General features: G+C 54.1%; 6 protein-coding genes. 1 reads left to right on the forward strand and 5 read right to left on the reverse strand.

Translation table 11 applies throughout. From position 1 onward, the window contains the following. Window positions 1–467: 467 nt before the first annotated feature. The 4 genes from Poly41_RS19285 to Poly41_RS19300 form a co-directional block, all read right to left on the reverse strand. Window positions 468–1,547 carry a lipid II:glycine glycyltransferase FemX gene (locus tag Poly41_RS19285; RefSeq protein ID WP_146528372.1) on the reverse strand — a complete coding sequence of 360 codons (1,080 nt, stop codon included), beginning with the start codon at window positions 1,545–1,547 and terminating at the stop codon, window positions 468–470. Further along, window positions 1,544–7,777 (reverse strand): non-ribosomal peptide synthetase, encoded by a 6,234-nt coding sequence (locus Poly41_RS19290; protein ID WP_146528373.1) that lies wholly within the window; start codon window positions 7,775–7,777, stop codon window positions 1,544–1,546. Before Poly41_RS19290 ends, Poly41_RS19285 begins: the two co-directional genes overlap by 4 nt. 648 nt (window positions 7,778–8,425) lie before the next feature. Next, the gene (locus Poly41_RS19295) at window positions 8,426–9,160 is read right to left on the reverse strand and encodes a hypothetical protein (protein ID WP_146528374.1); all 735 of its coding nucleotides are present in this window, start codon (window positions 9,158–9,160) and stop codon (window positions 8,426–8,428) included. A 69-nt stretch (window positions 9,161–9,229) separates the two neighbouring features. Beyond that, window positions 9,230–14,299 (reverse strand): type I polyketide synthase, encoded by a 5,070-nt coding sequence (locus Poly41_RS19300; protein ID WP_146528375.1) that lies wholly within the window; start codon window positions 14,297–14,299, stop codon window positions 9,230–9,232. A gap of 298 nt (window positions 14,300–14,597) precedes the next feature. On the opposite strand from Poly41_RS19300, the gene Poly41_RS19305 reads away from it, so the two are divergent. Continuing rightward, a complete protein-coding gene (locus Poly41_RS19305) occupies window positions 14,598–15,719 on the forward strand; it encodes a polysaccharide deacetylase family protein (RefSeq protein ID WP_146528376.1) in 1,122 nt (373 codons plus the stop codon). A 6-nt stretch (window positions 15,720–15,725) separates the two neighbouring features. Here Poly41_RS19305 and Poly41_RS19310 read toward each other — a convergent pair whose 3' ends face one another. Next, on the reverse strand, window positions 15,726–18,383 hold the full coding sequence (locus Poly41_RS19310; protein WP_146528377.1) for a coiled-coil domain-containing protein: 2,658 nt from the start codon (window positions 18,381–18,383) through the stop codon (window positions 15,726–15,728). Window positions 18,384–18,399 lie beyond the last annotated feature (16 nt).

Consider the following 18,399-nt stretch of genomic DNA (forward strand, 5'->3'; position numbering starts at 1 on the left):
CCAGGCAAGTGTCACACGTTGCCAACTCAATTTGCAGCGTAGGTCGGTAGGTAACCGGAAACCATCGGGAGCTGACCTCTTCTTCTGCAACGCATTTTAGCCGTAATCCACTCGATGCACCAACAGTTTTTGGTCAAACATGCAAAGAATACTACGGCTATTCAATCAAGAGAATCTCGAGAGATCTTTGCAAGTATCTCACTTAACTGACCTGCTACCAAAATCTGTACCACCAGCAGTGAGAAAATCAGGGCTTCATCTGTCCGGGCGCGCCCGGCCAGATTCAGCTGAGGCAATACAGGGGAACCGCGCGCCGGGCGGAAAGATTCAGGTCAAAATCACCGGTGACTGCGTGAGCAGCGCCCCGACGAACAGAAAGCGCTTCGCAAACTTCGTTGGTGAATAATGCGGGGTGTAACGAGGATGGGTGCAAGCACCGAAGGCTGAGCCGCTTGAAGTTCGCGGTGTTAGGCACTGAAGGGATAAAACAGTTTGCCTGCCGCCCGACAGGCAATCGAAGGGCTGTTTCGAATCACCGCTCGGGCAATCGACATCGCAGAGGAATCCCCTTGATCCGAAGCAATACGTCCCGTTAAGCAATCATTGTAGATCGTGCTCTCGATCGCACCCCACTTTTGCTTGAATCGCCGCAGTCCAATTTCGATTTCGCGAGAGGTGCCAAAGTCGAGTTTTGTCATGGGGGATTCCACGCCGTACTTCATCACATGATGTACCAGAAAGTCATTGGGGCGAAGGTCAAGGGCGGCGCCGTCGGAGGCAGCGTATTTGTAGAGCAGCGTTTGTTGATACGGTAAGAAAACGCCCGCAGCAACCACGTGCCCGCAATGTGAGGCCGTTGCAATAAAGCCGAGTCCGCCGACGATCATTTGTTGGTGCAAACGTGAAAAAAAGCGGCAGGACTGAACCGGTATCCCATGCTTACGGCGTGTTTTGATGTGCAATCGATAGAAAATTTCAAGAGCCTCGGCGTCGTTGCGGATCTTGAATTGCAGGTTGGCTTTGTAGGCCTTGCGAAGATTTTGGGCAAGGCTGCGGGGATAGCCAGATTCAATGTCCGTCGCTGATCGGGTTAGATTCAGTTCGTGGCGTACAAGGCCGCTTGGCGTGCAACAAAATCCCAATGGCGCGTCCGTTTTGTTGAGCACACAGACATGTCGCCCGAAGTTCGTCGTCTGGAGTCCCTGACGCAGGCCTGATAGGCTGGTTACGTCTTTTCCCAATGCTCGGAGATTGTCACTGAAGGGGAGCGAAATGAGCATTTTCTTGCCAAACAGCGTCCTTGTTTCCAAGAATGGTAAACCCGCCACAACCTCACCAGCCTGCTTCCACGCATAGATGCGCAAGGGAAACCCATAATGCTGTTGCAGTAGTTTCAGCCAGCGACCATGGTGAAATGCGGTACTTTCACTTCTGGAATCAACAAACTCCTGCCACTGGTCCGTCGTGACACATTCAAGTGAACCCTGTTGATCTCGCGCCGGTTCGATGGGACTTGCAGAAGCCGTGTGGCCATTCGATTGGATCATGGTCGCTGGCTCAGCCGACGTTGGATTTCGATAGCCAATTCTTCAACGTAGGGTTCCATCAGCATACCCGCAGGATAGACGTCAAGTTCAACGACGTCGAGGTCCTGCACCAGACCATTGCCCCATCCCAACGTAGGATCGTCGTAGCCGCTGTAGGCTTTTCGCGGTTTGAAGATGGTCACCCTTCCCGAATAGGGCTGATGGACATATCGATCGTTTGCTTGATCGTTGATTTTTTCCAATAATTGCAGGGGAGGTTTTTTTCGAATTCTTGTTGCATGAGCAAGCTTGGTCACGCCGACGGCCCAACGACGCGAGAACCGACTTCGTAGCTCAACCAGTTTTCCCAGCACAAAGGGGTAGGCTCCACGTGGTCCCCGCCTGACCAAATTGGCAGCATGGAAGCCAATGTTTTGGATTCGCCGGTAAGATGATGTCCACAACGTTTCTTTGAACTGCTGGCTCGTGGTGTCGAACAACGCAAGCAGATCAATCGCTTCACCCTCTTTCGACAATTGCTGTGATATCTCGTACGCGATGGTACCGCCCAAACAATACCCGCCGAGATGGTACGGACCTTGGGGCTGGACTTTGCGAATCTCCTTCAGATAGTCTGTCGCCATTTCTTGGACGGTTGTATGAACCTCAGCCTCGCCATTGAGTCCCCGTGCCTGCAACCCATAGATTGGACGCTCTTTCCCGAGGCGGATGGCCAGTTCCCGGTACAGCAAAACGTTACCGTGAGCCGCATGAATGAAGAAAAGTGGGGGCAACTTATCGTTACCGTCTTGAATCGGCACCAGTGAGTCCCAGTTGGGTTTCCAGCCGTCTTGCGCCGATTCAGCCAACGCTCGAATCGTTGGAGCCTGTAACAAAGAGGCAAGCGGCAAACGCACGCCATAGACACGCTCAACCTCGGCGATCATTCGGAGTGCCAGTAGTGAATGGCCCCCGAGATCGAAGAAATTGTCGTGGACTCCAATGGGGTGAATGGTAAGCAGCTTTTCCCACAGCTTGACCAAAAACACTTCAACGTCATTCCTCGCTGGTTCTAAAGGCTTGTCATCGGAGTGATGCTCGACCGACAATTCCGCGACTGGCTCGGTGGCGAGTGCTCGACGATCGACCTTACCATTGGGCGTCAGTGGAAGCTGCGAACGGGGCACCACGAAGCTGGGGATCATGTAATCAGGAAGCTTCGATCGAAGTACCGCCTTCACCGCGTTCGGATCGAGTTTTTGGCCAGCTCGGACGATCACGTAGGCGACCAGCCTTTGGTCATCGACCCCAAATTCCTTCGGTACGACGACCCCTTCAAGAATGGCCGGGTTATCAGCGAGTAACGATTCGATTTCTTCGAGTTCAATCCGATAACCTCGAAGCTTGATCTGATTGTCGATTCTCCCTAAGCAATCAATCTCACCCGTAGGTCGAAATTTGGTCAAGTCACCTGTGCGGTACAGTCGCTCTGCTGGATCGTCGGAGAATGGATTGGGGATGAACCGATCGTTGGTCAGCTCGGGTCGATTCAAATAGCCTTTTGCGAGCCCGGCACCGCCGAGATGCAGCTCACCAGGAATACCGATCGGAACGGGGTTCTGGTCATGGTCCAGGATGTAGGCTTGCGTGTTGGCGATGGGACGTCCAATCGATATTGGCAGGTCTGCATCTTCGATGCGACATCGGGTGGACCAGATTGTCGTTTCGCTCGGGCCGTAGAGATTCCAGAGCCCGGCACCTTTGCCGATCAGTTTTTTGGCCAAATCCCGCGGCAATTCCTCACCGGTAGAGATGATCTTCAAACCTTCGCTTCCCGACCAGCCTGCATGCAGCAGCATTTTCCATGTCGCTGGAGTCGGTTGCATGAACGTGGGCTGACAATCACGCAATAGCCGTAGCAATTGATCACCGTCCGTGGCAGCGTCTTGGTTGGCAATCACGAGCTTGCCGCCGTTAACCAAGGGGAGAAACAGCTCTGCCATCGCGATGTCAAAAGACAAGGTCGTGACCGCCAGCATCGTGTCTTGATCCGTAAAGCCGGGATCTCGCGAGATCGAAGTGAGCAAGTTGACGAGGTTGCGGTGAGTCAACTGAACCCCTTTCGGTTGTCCTGTTGAGCCAGACGTGTAGATGGTATAGGCGGTCTGAGAAGCGGTTAGCTTGACGGTTCCTGGCTTCTTCGCAAGCGTGTTCCCTGCTTCAACGCAGAGCGTCGCCAGCGGTGCGCTGCCGAATCTCGATAACAGTTCAGGTTGCGAGACCAGTAGCCGTATACCGGAGTCTGCGATCATCAAACGAATGCGGTCGTCTGGAAAGTCCGGGTCGATCGGAGTGAAGCAACCACCCGCCTTGAGGATGGCAAGTACGGCGACCACCATGTCCAGCGATCGTTCAATGCACAGTCCAACGGGTTCTTCGGGGGTCAATCCATGGTCCAAAATGGATTGGGCAAGGTTGTTGGCGCGACCATCCAACTCCGCATAGGTCAGCGTTTCATTATCAAAAATAGCCGCGACGCGCGTGGGTGTTATCTTAACTTGCTTTTCGAAAAGCTCTTCCACGCGACATTGTTCGGGGTAGGGGGCCGACGTTGCATTCCAATCAACAAGTATCTGCTTGCGTTCTTGTTCGTTCAGAATGGGCAAGTCACCAAGGGCTTGAGTTGGATGGTCCGCGATTCCACGCAGCAGGGTTTCGTAGTGCCCCACCCAGCGACGGATTGTTTCTTCCTCATACAGGTCCGAGTTGTAGTCGAGGTAAAGCTCCAGTCCCTGTTTGGTTTCATTGAGATTAAAGAACAGATCGAAGGTCGAAGTGGTCTTGACGGTTTGAGAAACCTCGACCTCCAGTTCAGGAAACTCAAGTCCTTCGCCATCACGGTCGAGATTGAAGTTGATCTCCGTTAGCGCCAACCGGCTGGCATCGCGAGGAACTCGCAATTCGCGAACAATTCTTCCCAGCGTGCACTCTTGATGATCATACGCATCGAGAACGCGAGTTTGGGTGGAAGCGACGAGAGTTTCAAAGGAATCGCGAAAACTGATTTGCGAGCGAATCGGTAATAGATTCACGCAGTGTCCGACGAGGCATGGGTTTTCCGCCGCGAGTTGCCCAGCGGTTGGGATGGTGACCACGATGTCCTGCTGTCCCGAGAGTCTTGCGAGGAGGACGTTCAATGCAGAGAGCGTGATCGAGAATAGCGTGACCTTATTTTCCGCTGCGACTTTCTTTGTCGCTTGGTAGACATCGGGCGAGAAACGGTGGATGAACGTGCTGCCGGCGAAGCTTTTGATCGCCGGACGGGGGCGATCCGATGGCAATTCAAGCGGTTCTGGCAAGTCACGGAATTGGTCTTTCCAATAGGAGACCGCCACATCGACTGACGCCTGCTCGGAAGCTTCTCTGGCAACGTAGTCGCAGAACTCGGCTGCTTCGGGTAATTCGGGGGGGCGTTCCTCGAGCGTGGCGGTATAGACCTCGGCAATTTCGCCAAGCATCAGATTGGTCGACCATCCATCACTGACGAGATGATGCGCGGAAAAGAAGAGTAGGTGCTCATCGTTCTTCACGGTGACCAGCTGCAACCGGATTAATGGCCCCGCGGACAAGTCGAAAGGTGACGAACCGAAGTGTTTTGCCGTGGCCGCGAGAGCCTGCTCCCGTTGCTGACTCGAGTCATGTCGCAGGTCTTGCCGGTCGATCGCAATGGGCTGAGGCGGGCGTGATTCCTGATACGAGCCATGGGTGTCAAAGCGAACATGGAGTTCACCATGCCGCGAAACGACGGTCTGAATCGCATCACACAAACGATCCGCATCCAGGCTGCCCCGGAATCGAACGAAGAACGGTTCGTTGTAGGAACATGAGGCCTTGTCTCCCATTTGAGACGTCACCCAGATCTCAAGCTGAGCTTCCGTTAGCGGAAACCTAGTGAGTTTTTTTTTTCGTTGAGTGTCGTTACGTGCCGAGTGCCCTACAGGTTCGACTTCCTCCGCGTCCGGCAAGAAACCGCCCTGTCGAATTTCGTTGCAACTATCCTTCACCGCTTGGATAATCCGATCGATGTCCTCGTCACTGTGTGCTGTGGAAAGAAAACAGTTATCACCCCATCCACGCGTGAAGATTCCACGGTCTAAGAGATGGAAGTACAGCAGGTCTGCATACTCGACTGCGGGCGGAAACATGAAACGAAACAACGACGTAAACTGCGCAACTCGAAAAGGATACTGCTCTTTTTCAAAAAAAGCATTGAGCGAATTGACCAGATAGGTTGTCTTCTCGGTCAGGCCTTGTTGCAACTCCGGTCCTGCCTCCTTGACCTTCATCAACACCTGGTGTGCGGCCGTCATTGCCAACGGGTGACGGACGAACGTTCCGGCAAAGAACGTCATATCGGCGGTCGGTTCGGAATCGTCTTCATAACGCCAATCGCCTCCATCAAGTGCATCCATGTATTCAGAGGAACCGGCTAAGGCCCCGATCGGCAAGCCTCCACCGAGCACCTTTCCATAGGTTGCCATGTCTCCCCAGACGCCAAACCACTCTTGAGCGCCGCCGGGGGCGGCTCGGAACCCGGTGATCACTTCGTCCATGACCAGGGCGATCTGCTTTTCCTTCGTGATGCGACGCACTTCATGCAAGAACTCGCTGGGCTGCATGAACGGGTTGGCGCTTTGAACCGGTTCGACCAACACCGCAGCAATGTCATCCGCATGGTTCCGAATGGCTTCGAGCGCCTCGTCCGTTCCGTAATCGAGAACCATCGTAAGATCCGCCAACGCCTGTGGAACTCCCGGCGCTGCGGGTTGGGAGCGACGTTGTTGGCCCATTTGAATGGAGCGAACCAAGACTTGGTCAAAATTGCCGTGATAGTCTTTATTGAAGAAGACAATCTTCGATTTTCCGGTCACCGTTCTTGCGAGTCGCATTGCTGCCATCACCGCTTCGGATCCGGTATTGCAAAAAGAAACGCGCCTCTTTCGCGAAAAGTCACATAACAACTGAGCAACCTCTCCCGCCAACGGAGATTGCGGTCCAACCTCGACCCCCATTTTTAGTTGCTCGGCAACGGCCTCGGTGATGAAGTCGGGGGATTGTCCGAATAGATTCAATCCAAAGCCCATTGCGATATCAATGTACTCGTTTCCATCGATATCCCAAAGCTTGCTGCCCCTCGACCGATCGACGGCAATCTGATAGACGATCGACTTCCAAATGCGTCGATAGCCAGCGACACCTCGAGGATCGGCAAAGTGCGGGCGATGCTGCTGCGCGTGGGCACGTGACTTTGCGGTGCGCCGAGTGAACCGAGCGATCAGGGTGTCAAGATGCTGTTGCTGGCGATCGGTCAGTCCACCGTCTGCGGCTCGGCGGACAGGTTTATAGGGACCAAATCGCTCAAGCGTTCGTGGTTGCTTGGTTTCGAGCGTTGCCTTCTCAGCAACCGGTCTTTCCGGTTGGCTCGAAGTCTTACTGCTCTCGGCTGACCGCTGATCGCCATCCGGAACGTGAAGTTCGCTTGGTGTCGCGGTTTGAGCAGATGGCGCGGATGCCGTCGTTTGAGTCCGGGGCGCGTTGACCGGCGACGAGTTCGGAGTGGTTCGCCTTGACTCGGCCAGAAGTTGCAGTTGCAGGCTCATCAACTCATTTTGCTGAGAGATGATTGCCGCCAATCCGGCCCTGTCCGTTGATACCGAGGATGCCGCGTCAACGGGTGCCTGATGCATAGCTGGCAGTGAAACGGGCTCGATGGTGGCGCCCAGCGAGGTGGCGGTGTCCGCTTGAGGCGGTTGAGCGACCGGCTCCGCCGTGAACGGGGAGGGCGACGTCGCCGTTGGTGGCGGATCCACCCTTACACTTCCCTCTGCCTCAGCCGCTGGAATGGCGCCAGTTGAAGTCTGGGACGTGTCACCAACGGAGTCCGACACGTCCGTTGCGAGGGAACCTTGAGAGACCAAATCGTCGGGGAGGTGCTTTGCCACATGTTCCACGAGGGCACTGATCGATGGGATTTCCTCAAGCAGCTGGCGGAACGTTACCTTCACCCTCAGCTGGCTCTTGATTTTCTGGCTGAACTGAACGAGAAACAGTGAATCGAGCCCCAGTTCCGGAAATGAGGCTTGCCGATCAAGTTCACTCAGCTCAAAACCAGACGCCTCGCTCAGCAGTTTCCCAATCGCCGATTCCGCAGACTCGATAAGTATACTTTCGTTCACAGTCTGGTCGCTCATTCGCTGCCTCTCATTGATCCGTCCCTGCGCTTTGAATCTTGCATCTTCGCCTCGGAAAGCAGCGAAAGAACCATCCTCGGAACAGGCATTTAGGGTGTGAACACTATAGTGTACTCCGCGTCCCGGTTGCGTCTACTTCCAAGTGCACAGGCTGGCGAATTCGGGCTAGCCCGTAGTCGTCATGACTTCATGAAAACGCACCGTAAATAATTGCCCGGGAGCGGTTTACGGCAATGATCCGAAAAACAGCCTGCGCACGATGGTGCACAGAAGTGCACTCGCCTTTCTCAACCGCCGCCTAAGAAGAGTGTCGAGCTAAGGACCTATCGGTAGCAGCGACCACGAAGTGGTAAAAGCCATTAGCCGGTGGTTGATCCAACGAGCCACCAGCGAGTTGGAGATACCACTGGAAATCGGACGAAAACAGGCTTCCCCACGTTGCCAGACTTCGGCGGCTTTGCCGTCGAAGTCTGGCAACGTGGGGGGGGATTCGCGTGGGCCTTTGCTTTCCGCGGGTGGCGTTTGGTTCGCTTGGGCTCACCAAACTTACCCTCGGCTAATGACTTTAACCACTTCGTGGTTGTGCGTGAACTCCCAAGCTGGACGCTAGAAAAGCGGGACACCAACCTGCGCCGCGAATCATCCGGGCTAGGCAAGGATTTTGAGGGTTGGCGGTGGAAACTCCTTGGAGATGAAGAGATTGTTTGCATAGATCAACAGCGTGATCGCCAGCATTTCCAATACTTCCTCTAGGGTGTAGATCAAGAAATAGCTCACGGACTTACCCTGTCCACTGGTATAGACCGCCGCACCAATCATCTCACCACCAATCGCTCCGGCAACATACATCGAAGCCGCAATGAAACTCAAGCGGCGATAGCGAGGTGTCAGTGCAAGCCAAAATCGGAAGAAGAAGAGGACAAAGACAGCGACCAAGACGCCATAAACAATGACCCAGGGCCAAGCCAACAATCCGCTCGTGTTCATGAACGAAAGCAGGGACTGGTTATCAAACATCTCGTGGATTTGTACGGCCTCGTCCAGCGTCAGGAAAAGAAAAACTGCGGAGAGAATGAGCCAGTGTTTTGATAAGAAGCTCGACTTGCGATCGGACAACGCTCTACTCTGCGAAGTCAGATACAAAGCATGAATCACGGCGAACTGACAGCTCGCGACGAGCAATAGCACACTTGAGAAAAACGCCGGAAAGTTTCCCTCCTCGTCGAGTCCAAACCATTCAACAAGCTGTTCGGTATACTTGCTGTCGCCCAGGTTCGCCGCGAGCAAATGGGCAGTGACATGTGCAAGGCAAAGAAGGACGATGATGCATACGCTTAGCTTTGCAATGAGGCCAGAACGAAGCGTTAGGGAGGGGGAAGGCATCTGGATCAACTCTTGCTTTTGGGGTTCAAGCGGAAAAAAGGCTTGGTGCAGGACCGGACAGAGGGCCGTTCAAGGATTCCATGTCCGCAATTGTTGTTGCATCAGTTGCAACTGCTGACGAATCACGTGCTCGACCACTTCATCCTGGCCTTGGTTCGGACCCGTCGCCGCGCTGATCTGGTTTGCGGAGAGTTCCGCAGCAGATCGCTTCTCCTCGACACTTGGGGCTTCGACACTTGGGGCTTCGACACTGGGTGCTTCGACACTGGGTGCTTCGACACTGGGTGCTTCTTGCGAACGTGATTGTACTCGGAGGGTGCCGCTGTGAGCGGATGGAACGGGTGGTGGCTCCGGTTTCGTTTCGTCAAACCAGAACCGTTTTCGTTCAAAGCGGTAAGTTGGCAGGTGCACTCGCCTCCTACGCACGTGTCTTGGTTGCGACTCACTGTTTCGTGACTCACTATGGAGCGATGCCCAATCGAGATCGGTTCCGGCTAGCCATAGTCGCCCGAGCGTCGTAACGAAATGGCGTGCTGAAGCGTCCGATGCTTTTGCATGGGGAAGCGACGACAATGCTGTGCGACCGGAAGGGAAGGAGGGATGTTGGCGAGCGAGCGTACTCAGCGTTTGCCCTGCTCCCACCTCCAGCAGTGAACTGTCACCTTGCGTGAGCAATTCCTCCATCGCGTCGGTGAATCGAACCGTTTTTCTAAGGTGTAGCGCCCAGTAATTCGGGTCGGTTGCCTGTTGGGCGGTTAGCAATTGGCCCGTCACGGAGGAAATGATGGGAATGGTCGGTTCGCTAAGGGGAATGGACTTCAGCATTTCTGCCATTGGTTCGACCGCCGGTTGCATCATTTCGGAATGAAACGCATGGGACGTATGTAAACTACGGCAAGGGAGTTCTTCCGAGTCAAGTTGTTGCTGAAGTTGTTCGATGGCTTCGGTTGGTCCCGCAACAACACACAACGACGGTCCATTGATTGCCGCAAGCTCAACAGCCGAGTTGGCAATCCGAGCAAGGATCTCCGACTCGGCAACACGGACGGCTAACATGCTACCGGGAGGCAGTTGCTGCATGCTTTTTGCTCGAAAAGCAATCAGCCGCAGCGCGTCCGGTAAGGAGTAGACGCCCGCCAGGCAAGCCGCAACGAATTCTCCGACACTATGTCCAATCATTCGATCCGGTACGATGCCAAGATCCTCCAATCGCTTCGCGATGGAGTAGGAAACGGCAAAGATCGCTGGCTGAGCGATTGTCGTTTGGTTCAATTGCGTCCTTGCTGACTCGCTCTCTTCGACAAAGATCTTTTCCTTCAGGTCAAATTCCAAGTGCGGTGCGAGCAGCTCACAGCAGTCGTCAAAATATCCCCGGAAGAGAGGATCTGTTTCATAGAGACCTCGCGCCATGTTGACGTGCTGAGCTCCTTGACCAGGGAACATGAAAGCGATGGGGACTCCGCGACGGACTTGATGGGCTGTAAACACCGAACCGCTCTTTCGCTCCACTAATGATTGTCGAGCGTCATCGAGAGAATCGGCGACGGCGATACGAGAGTAGTTTTGAGTTTTTCGTCCGACTTGGAGTGTGTAGGCAACGTCAGCAAGGTTCAGATCCGGCTGTTCCGTCAAGCAATCGGCTAAGTCCGTGGTCATTTGGTCGAGTGCATGCTGACTTCGTGCCGACAGCACAATCAACTGTGGGCCGATCGGTGAGGCTGACGGACTCGTGTTTGGCGCCTCTTCAACAACGATGTGCGCGTTGGTTCCTCCGACGCCGAACGAACTCAAGCCCGCCCGTCGAGGTGCGGTTCCCCGCTTCCAATCCTGTCGCTTCGTGACGACATAGAACGGACTGTTCTCAAAATCGATGTTGGGATTGGGTCGTTTGAAATTCAAACTGGGTGGAATGACCTCATGACGCAGCGACTGGCAAATCTTGATAATGCCTGTCACTCCCGCGGCAACATCAAGGTGCCCGATGTTCGATTTGAGGGAACCGATCGCACAGAACTGCTTGCCATCGGTCGTGTCTCGAAACGCTTTGGTCAAGGAATCGACTTCGATCGGGTCCCCCAGGGCTGTGCCCGTTCCGTGCGCTTCGATGTAGGTGATCGAATCGGCTGTGATGCCGGCCTGTTGATGAGCCATGCGAATGGCCGCCGACTGGCCTTCGACGCTCGGCGCGGTGTAGCCCATTTTGGAGTGTCCGTCGTTATTGATTCCCCATCCTCGGATCACGCCGTAGATGTCGTCCCCATCGGCCACAGCATCCTCCACTCGCTTGAGGACAACCACTCCAACACCTTCGCCAAACACGGTCCCCCGCGCGTCCGCGTCAAAGGTTCGGCAAACACCATCCGGCGAGACCATGCCACCATCACTGTAGAGGTAGCCACGCTTTTGCGGGAATTTTAAGGTGGAGCCGCCGGCAAGCGCCATGTCGCATTGATGTGACTGCAGCGCTAGGCAAGCTTGCACGGTTGCGACTAGCGATGTTGAGCAAGCAGTCTGGATCGTCAAACTTGGTCCGCGAAGATTCAAGAGAAACGATACTCGTGTTGCCAAGTAGTCTTTGTCGTTCCCCAGCTCGATCAGCAGGTCACCACCGTGGAACGAATTGGCCAAACTCTCAAGCAAAGCAGGGTTGCTTGCAAGACTGGCGAGCGTGTACGTGTTCATGTAGCAGCCAGCAAAGACTCCGACGGATGCCTTGATGGCGTCGGGACAATAGCCCGCGTCTTCCAGGGCATGCCAGCTACACTCGAGCATCAAGCGGTGCTGAGGATCCATCACCTGTGCTTCTTTGGGGAAGATTCCGAAGAACCGGGAATCAAACTTGTCGGCGTCGTTTACCGTTGCAGCTTTGCGCACCAAGCCTGGATGTTGTCGCAACGGACTGTCGGACGGCAGGTTGAGCTCCTCCTCGGAAAGCTCCTTGATTGAGTTGACACCCTTCAACAAGTTTTTCCAAAACTGAGACACATCGTCCGCGCCAGGGAATCGCCCCGACATTCCAATCACTGCAATCCCATCGCTGCAGTCGATTTGATCTTGGCTGCGTATGGTCATCGGTTGCTGAGACCTCGGTGGAAGGGCGTTAGCTTGGTCGATACCTGATAGGCGTTCTGCAATCTCGCGGATTGTCGCCAGCGCATAGAGTTCGGTAATCGGAATTTCGACGCCGAGTCGCGTGATGATCTGGCTGTGGATCTGAACGATGTGCAAAGAGGTTGCGCCAAGGTCATGAAGCGAATCGTTTACCCCTACCTGTTTCAGATGAAGGATTTCGCAACCGATCTTCGATAACTCAATTTCGACGGCATTCACTGCCGCAATGTAGGATTCGCTCAGGTCAGGTCGAGGCGCCGCGTGCGTTGCAAGATGCTTTAGGATCGGTTCGACCGATTGGAACTCGGTCGCGATGCGGTTAAGAATCACCGAATCAGCCTGGATGGCCTCCGTTTCGTGGCTTGCGGAATCTGTCTCAGCGGCTTCGTTTTTTGCATCCGCGCCATCGGCAGCCGACAGGGGGTCGATCTGCAACAGCCTCGCAGAGGGGAAGCGGTATTCGACTTCGTCGCCTCGCTCCGACGCAAACGGTTTACCCAGCGTTGCAAAGAATGCTGCCGCGGGTTCGTTTCGCTCCCCTTGCACGAAAGGGATGATCACTTCGCCCAGATTCAAGCGATTTGCCAGCGAACCGAGATGTCGGAGCATCTGATGCTCGACTCCCCGGCCGAGAGCACGGCAACTGAGCAGAAACGTATCGACCCGCAGGTTTCGGTCTTGTTGGTGGCAAAGATTGACGCCGACCAAACCATAGTCGCCAAACTTGTCCGACACCTCGAATGCGAATCCAAAATGATTCGGCTGCAACAGAAAATGACGAAGCTCGGAACTGGTTCGGCGAATCAACGAGCAATTGAACTGATTGGTGCGCTGGGTCAATTGAGAGACACGTTCCAGATGGACTTCGTCCAACTCCAAGAACCGCACCTGTAATTCCAAATCCGTTAGGAATTGCCTCATCGAAACCGAAGCTTGGCGAGCTTCGCGTCTACTCGATTCGATGCGGTAGCTTTCCGCGCGTTGTAAATCGTCCTCGGTTATCTTAGGGCGATCGAGAGCCCAGACATGATCAAGGAACGCTGGGATCTCACTAGGTGAAGGTAACTGCAACGCCAACACGGACGGACAATTGGAGCGAACTTCGGCAATTTCAATCGGATTGTCATCGAGTAGTATCAGACTCTCGAGCCCAAGTCCTAGTTTTTGAGCTATGCTTCGAAGGTTTTTTGATTTTGGATTCCAGTTGATCTCGGCCGCAGCAATCTGTTCCTGGCGGAGCAGCATCGATTGGTTGTGATCAAAAACATCCCAGACATCCTGCTCGCGATTCTTGCTGCATAACGCCAAAAGGACGCCTTGTTCTCGCAATTGAATCATCCGGCTTTGGAGTGCTTCAAACGGCTTGTCAACACATACGCCTTGACTTCCGAGTTCCCCGCATGCTCCGTGCCAAAGCGTGTTGTCGCAATCAAGTACGATGACTTTCGTAGGACGGCGTCGTATGGCATGGAGACGTCGGGCGACCATCGTGCCCAAGGCGATAAAGAAAGCTCGGGAGTAGGGGATATGGGCGGTACGATAGGTTGTTTTGTCGAAATAGTCACCGACCGGATAGGTGCTCATCAACTCCGAAGAAGGAATCACATAGATGCCGGAGACGCTCGACAGATCGCTGATCAGCTGCTGCTCGACCGTCCCCGTCCGCTCCAATAAGCTGTCATGGATGTCAGGCGAACTCGGACAAAAACAGATCAATGTAGGGCTTGCGCTCTGTCTGGCAAATGCCTTGGCGGCATGACTCAATTCACGTCCGCGGTCGGCCAGTCCTGCACTGGAAGAAGTGGTCCAGTCTTGCAGGCGAATCAGCAAAACATTGAAACCTTTACCGTCGCGAATCAGGACGCTGCGAGGGTCAATGAGCGACTGTAAAACCTGGCCGTAAGGCGAAAACTTGATCTCAAAAGGTTCATGGAGCTCTCGCAGCCAAACCGAAAGTGGCAGGCAAATGGGCTCCGCTGTGAAGGTTGAAGACACAGCAAGAGTCATGGCGTTGATTCGAGCGTCCATTGGTTCCGTTTTCTTTGTTCAGCGGGGCGGGGAGCCAATTGCATCGTACCTGCTTTGTGCGATCCACAGGTGTGCCGACTCTACGTTCCGCTGGCACCCTAACCTAGACACGGCGAACCCAGGGATTATAGTAGTTGATGAACGGCCCAAATCAAGCGATTGCTGCGCGGGTTTAGTGGTGTCGATTCAAAATCACGAGTTTGTCGTTCTGCTTAGAATCCTTATCCAGTGCCTTGTTGGACAGCGCTAGAATGGGTTCATGGTTCAATCGGAATATCCTAGGTAAGGCATTTGGTAGATGAACGACTCGGTTGTAGTTCCCGTTGAGAAGGGGCCTGCAGTTTTACCACCCATCCGATTCGCGTTTGGCGGTCCTGTCGGTGACCTATTGAACGAGCACCTTGGTCGTGATGCCGATCAGGCTCACTTGTCGGCAACGTTCAAATTGTACTATCGACTCCGAGGTTTCATTCCCATTCCGGTACGGCAATGGCTTCAACGGGGGCGGAATCAATCGATCGAAGTGCCGCCATCGTGGTATCTGCCGACGGAGTTTCTCGACGATTTCCGAGCCGCGATTGCGACCGAGCCAGATGGGGGCGTGATCCATCCCTGGCCCGATGGATTTCGGATGGCGGCCGCGATGACACACGATGTCGAAACGAAGCAGGGGATGGCGAAAGTGGATCGCTTGGCAGCCATGGAGGAAAAGGTGGGCATTCGATCCTCCTGGAATCTCGTTCCCTACAAATACAAAGTTGATCTAGGGTTTGTTCGTGACCTGCAGCAGCGTGGTCACGAGATCGGAGTCCAGGGCTACAACCACGATGGGCGATTGTATGAGTCTCGGCGAATGTTTGATCGTCGCAGCGGTCCCATCAACGATGCGATTGCCAAGTACGGCAGCGTGGGATTTCGTTCCCCGATGGTTCACCGCAATCTCGAGTGGTTGCAGGGGCTGGACATCGACTACGACGCTTCTTGTTTTGATGTCGACCCGTTTCAGGCGATGCCGGGTGGGGTCGGTGGTGTCTGGCCCTTTATTGCTGGCAAGTTTGTGGAGCTTCCCTACACACTGCCTCAAGACCACACGCTACTGGTTTCACTCGGCGAAACGACACCGGGCATCTGGATCAAGAAGTTTCAGTTTCTTAGGGAGCTCGCGGGGATGGCGATGTTGATCACCCATCCGGATTATCTTGATTCGCCGCAGCGGATTGATGTCTACCGCCAATTCCTCGACTTCCTTGCCGAACAGTCCGATTGCTGGACCGTGCTGCCGCGAGAGATCACGGCTTGGTGGCGAATACGAGACAAGATGAGTCTGGTTGACGATGGGGCCGCGTTGCATCTTAGCGGCGAATCATCCGAACGAGCACGTTGCATGCCGATCAGCGAGCTGTTCACAGCACGTCCCTAATCACTCCTACGCGGCACGCTTTGTTGCGGCCTTGCCATCCGTTTGGTCGTTGTCGATCGCGTCGGGCATGGCCGCGCGCGTTCGCCTCAGATCACGGATCTTTTCGGCTTGGGCATGCAATTGGTTTTCAAGATCGCGAATTCGATTTCCCGTTTTCGCGTTGGCATCGAGACTGTCCTCGAGTTCGGCACGAACTCGTTGAAGATGCTTCAATAGCTCGGCCGTTCGATCCTTCAGCGATTGGTTCTCGGGACGCAGTTGGTCGAGTTCGGGTCGCAATGCTTCGAGTGCAGTAAGCTGAGATTGCAGTTTCGCAACGATTTGTTGCTGTTCTTCGATGCGAGATTGGGATTCACCCAGATGTTGATTTGCCGCACCGAGTTTCTCTTTCAGCTCCGTCGTTTCCTGCTGCATTCGGTCGGCTGCGAGTCCGTTCTCGGTGATGGTCTGCTTCGCGGCGATCCACTGTGACTCAAATTGGTCCCGGCTTTCGATCGCCGCTTGATGATCTTGCTTGAGCGTTTCAAGGTGCTGTTGCGATTGGTCGAGCCGCTGTTGAAGTTGCAGGCGCGTCTGCGACAATTCCTTCAGCTCCGTCTCCAGTTGTTGCACCTTCGCATTCTGGCTGGAAACCTGAATTCGACGCTGGTCGCTGACCTTTCGCAGGTTTTCGACCTCGGTGCGGCTTGATTCAAGTTGTTCGCGAAGGGGGGCGATTTCCGCGACCAAGACACTCAACCGTTCCACCTCACTCAGCGTGTCCGAGGCGGCGGTCTCAAATTCTTGTATCTGGTTGCGTTGGACGGCAACGACTTGTTTGGTTCGGGTCAGTTCTTCGGCGGCCTTGCTCAATTCGGCAACGCTCGCTTGCATTTCCTGCAGCTTATCATGTTTAGACTTACCGCTTTCGCGAAGCTGTTCGTTCTCGCTGGACAATTGATGGACCCGATCTTTCGATTGGTCAATCTGTGATTTTGCCGATTCCAATTCCGTTTGCAATTGCGATAGATTGGTTTGGAGTGATTGCCCCGTTTCTTCCGCAGCGGTGAGTCGAGTAAGAAGTTCGGCCATCTCTGCGTCGTTGCTTACGGAGGCTTCCGTCATGCGTTCCAGTTCAGATGCTCTCGCATTGCTTTTCTCTTGTAACTTCGCATAGTCGTCGGACATCACGCTTATCTGCTCTTTCGCTTGATCGAGCTCGGTTTTTCTCGTTTCCAGTTCGGTTTGCAATTGCGATATATTGGAATGAAGTGTCTGTCCCGATTCTTTCGCAGCGGTCAGTCGACTATGGAGTTCGGCTATTTCTGCATCCTTACGTTGAGAGGTCTCTGTCATGCTCTCCAGTTCGGATGCTTTGGCTTGGCTACTCTCTTGTTGCTTGGCGTTTTCGTTAGACAGGATGCTCATCCGGTCGTTGGCTTGATCGACCTCTGTTTTGGCCGCTTCCAATTCCTTCTGCATCTTCGATAGATTGGAATGAAGCGTTTTTCCTGTCTCTTCCGCAGCGGTGAGTCGATCGAGCAGCGCAGCAATCTCTTCATCCTTTCGCTGCGATGCTTCGGTGACGGTGATGATTTCGGACGCGGTCGTTGTTAGCCGCTGCTGCAATTGAACCAGTTCACTCTGTTTGTCCGTCACAACATCTTGTAGAGGTTTGAGCTCTTCCAATTGAGTTTGCAACTCAGACACCTGCTCGCTTCGTTCTTGCAGCAGTCCTTCGTATTCAGCAAGCTTCGCTACCTTGGCGTCGAGCTCGGTGGTCCTTTGCTGTAGCTGGGTGTTCAATTGCTTCGATTGGTTGGCAAGGGCTTCGAGACGCGACTGTTTTTGTAAGATGTCCTTGGAAAGCCCATCGAATCGTTGTTGTTGCTGCGTGACCTGCTGAGTCGACTCCGCTAATTTCTCTTGCAGTTGTTCGAGTTGCGATCTCAGTTTTTCGATCTCTGAGTCGCGTTTCGCGATGTCTTTGATCCTCGCAGACAATTCCTCCTGCACACGCCGATTGGCCGCGACCGAATCATGCTGTCCTTTCTTCCAAGTTGCAAGTTCCGCTTCGAACTGCTCAACGGTCTGTTTGTGGCCGGTATTGACTTCGGTAAAACGTCGTTCCCAACTCGATTGTTGCTCGGCAAGTGAAGCCTTTGCTTGTTCAATTTCTGACTTCGAAGTGGCATGGTTGCTACGAAGCTGCTTGAACTCGTTTTCACGACTTGTGAGTTGGCTCACCACCTTTTGATGTTCAGATTCAACCTCGCTACGTTTCTGAAGCACTTCCTGTAGTTGCGTTTTAAGCAGCGCGTTACGTTTCTGTTCTTCGGCTAAGGCGTTGTTGCTTTCCGAGGACTCGCGCCTGAGGTCCTCGACCACAACTTGGAGCTTTTCGCTCGCTTCCTGCAATTCGCGATTGTGGTGAGTGATTCGGTCGTAGTCCGCTGATTTGGCCTCGGCTTCCGTTTCTTTGGCCCTCAACTGATGTTGCATTTGAGTAAATTGCTGTTTGCGTTGACGGACAACGCCACGCGACTTCAAATAGCGGTCTTCGGTCTGTCGCATCTTCAGCCGTTCGATGGAAGTATCGCGATACCACAACAGGTGGCCAATGAGAACGCCGGCGAGAACAAACAGCAAAATCGACACGGCCGGCAGCCCAAACAACTCGTTCATGGTGAAGTCCAGAAAC

The organism is Novipirellula artificiosorum, assembly GCF_007860135.1.
Lineage (GTDB): Bacteria > Planctomycetota > Planctomycetia > Pirellulales > Pirellulaceae > Novipirellula_A > Novipirellula_A artificiosorum.

What these genes read in the sequence shown, in the direction of transcription:
- Poly41_RS19295 (WP_146528374.1), bottom strand. Translation starts at nt 9,160, where the DNA reads ATGCCTTCCCCCTCCCTAACGCTTCGTTCTGGCCTCATTGCAAAGCTA.
- Poly41_RS19300 (WP_146528375.1), bottom strand. Translation starts at nt 14,299, where the DNA reads ATGGACGCTCGAATCAACGCCATGACTCTTGCTGTGTCTTCAACCTTC.
- Poly41_RS19290 (WP_146528373.1), bottom strand. Translation starts at nt 7,777, where the DNA reads ATGAGCGACCAGACTGTGAACGAAAGTATACTTATCGAGTCTGCGGAA.
- Poly41_RS19305 (WP_146528376.1), top strand. Translation starts at nt 14,598, where the DNA reads ATGAACGACTCGGTTGTAGTTCCCGTTGAGAAGGGGCCTGCAGTTTTA.
- Poly41_RS19285 (WP_146528372.1), bottom strand. Translation starts at nt 1,547, where the DNA reads ATGATCCAATCGAATGGCCACACGGCTTCTGCAAGTCCCATCGAACCG.
- Poly41_RS19310 (WP_146528377.1), bottom strand. Translation starts at nt 18,383, where the DNA reads ATGAACGAGTTGTTTGGGCTGCCGGCCGTGTCGATTTTGCTGTTTGTT.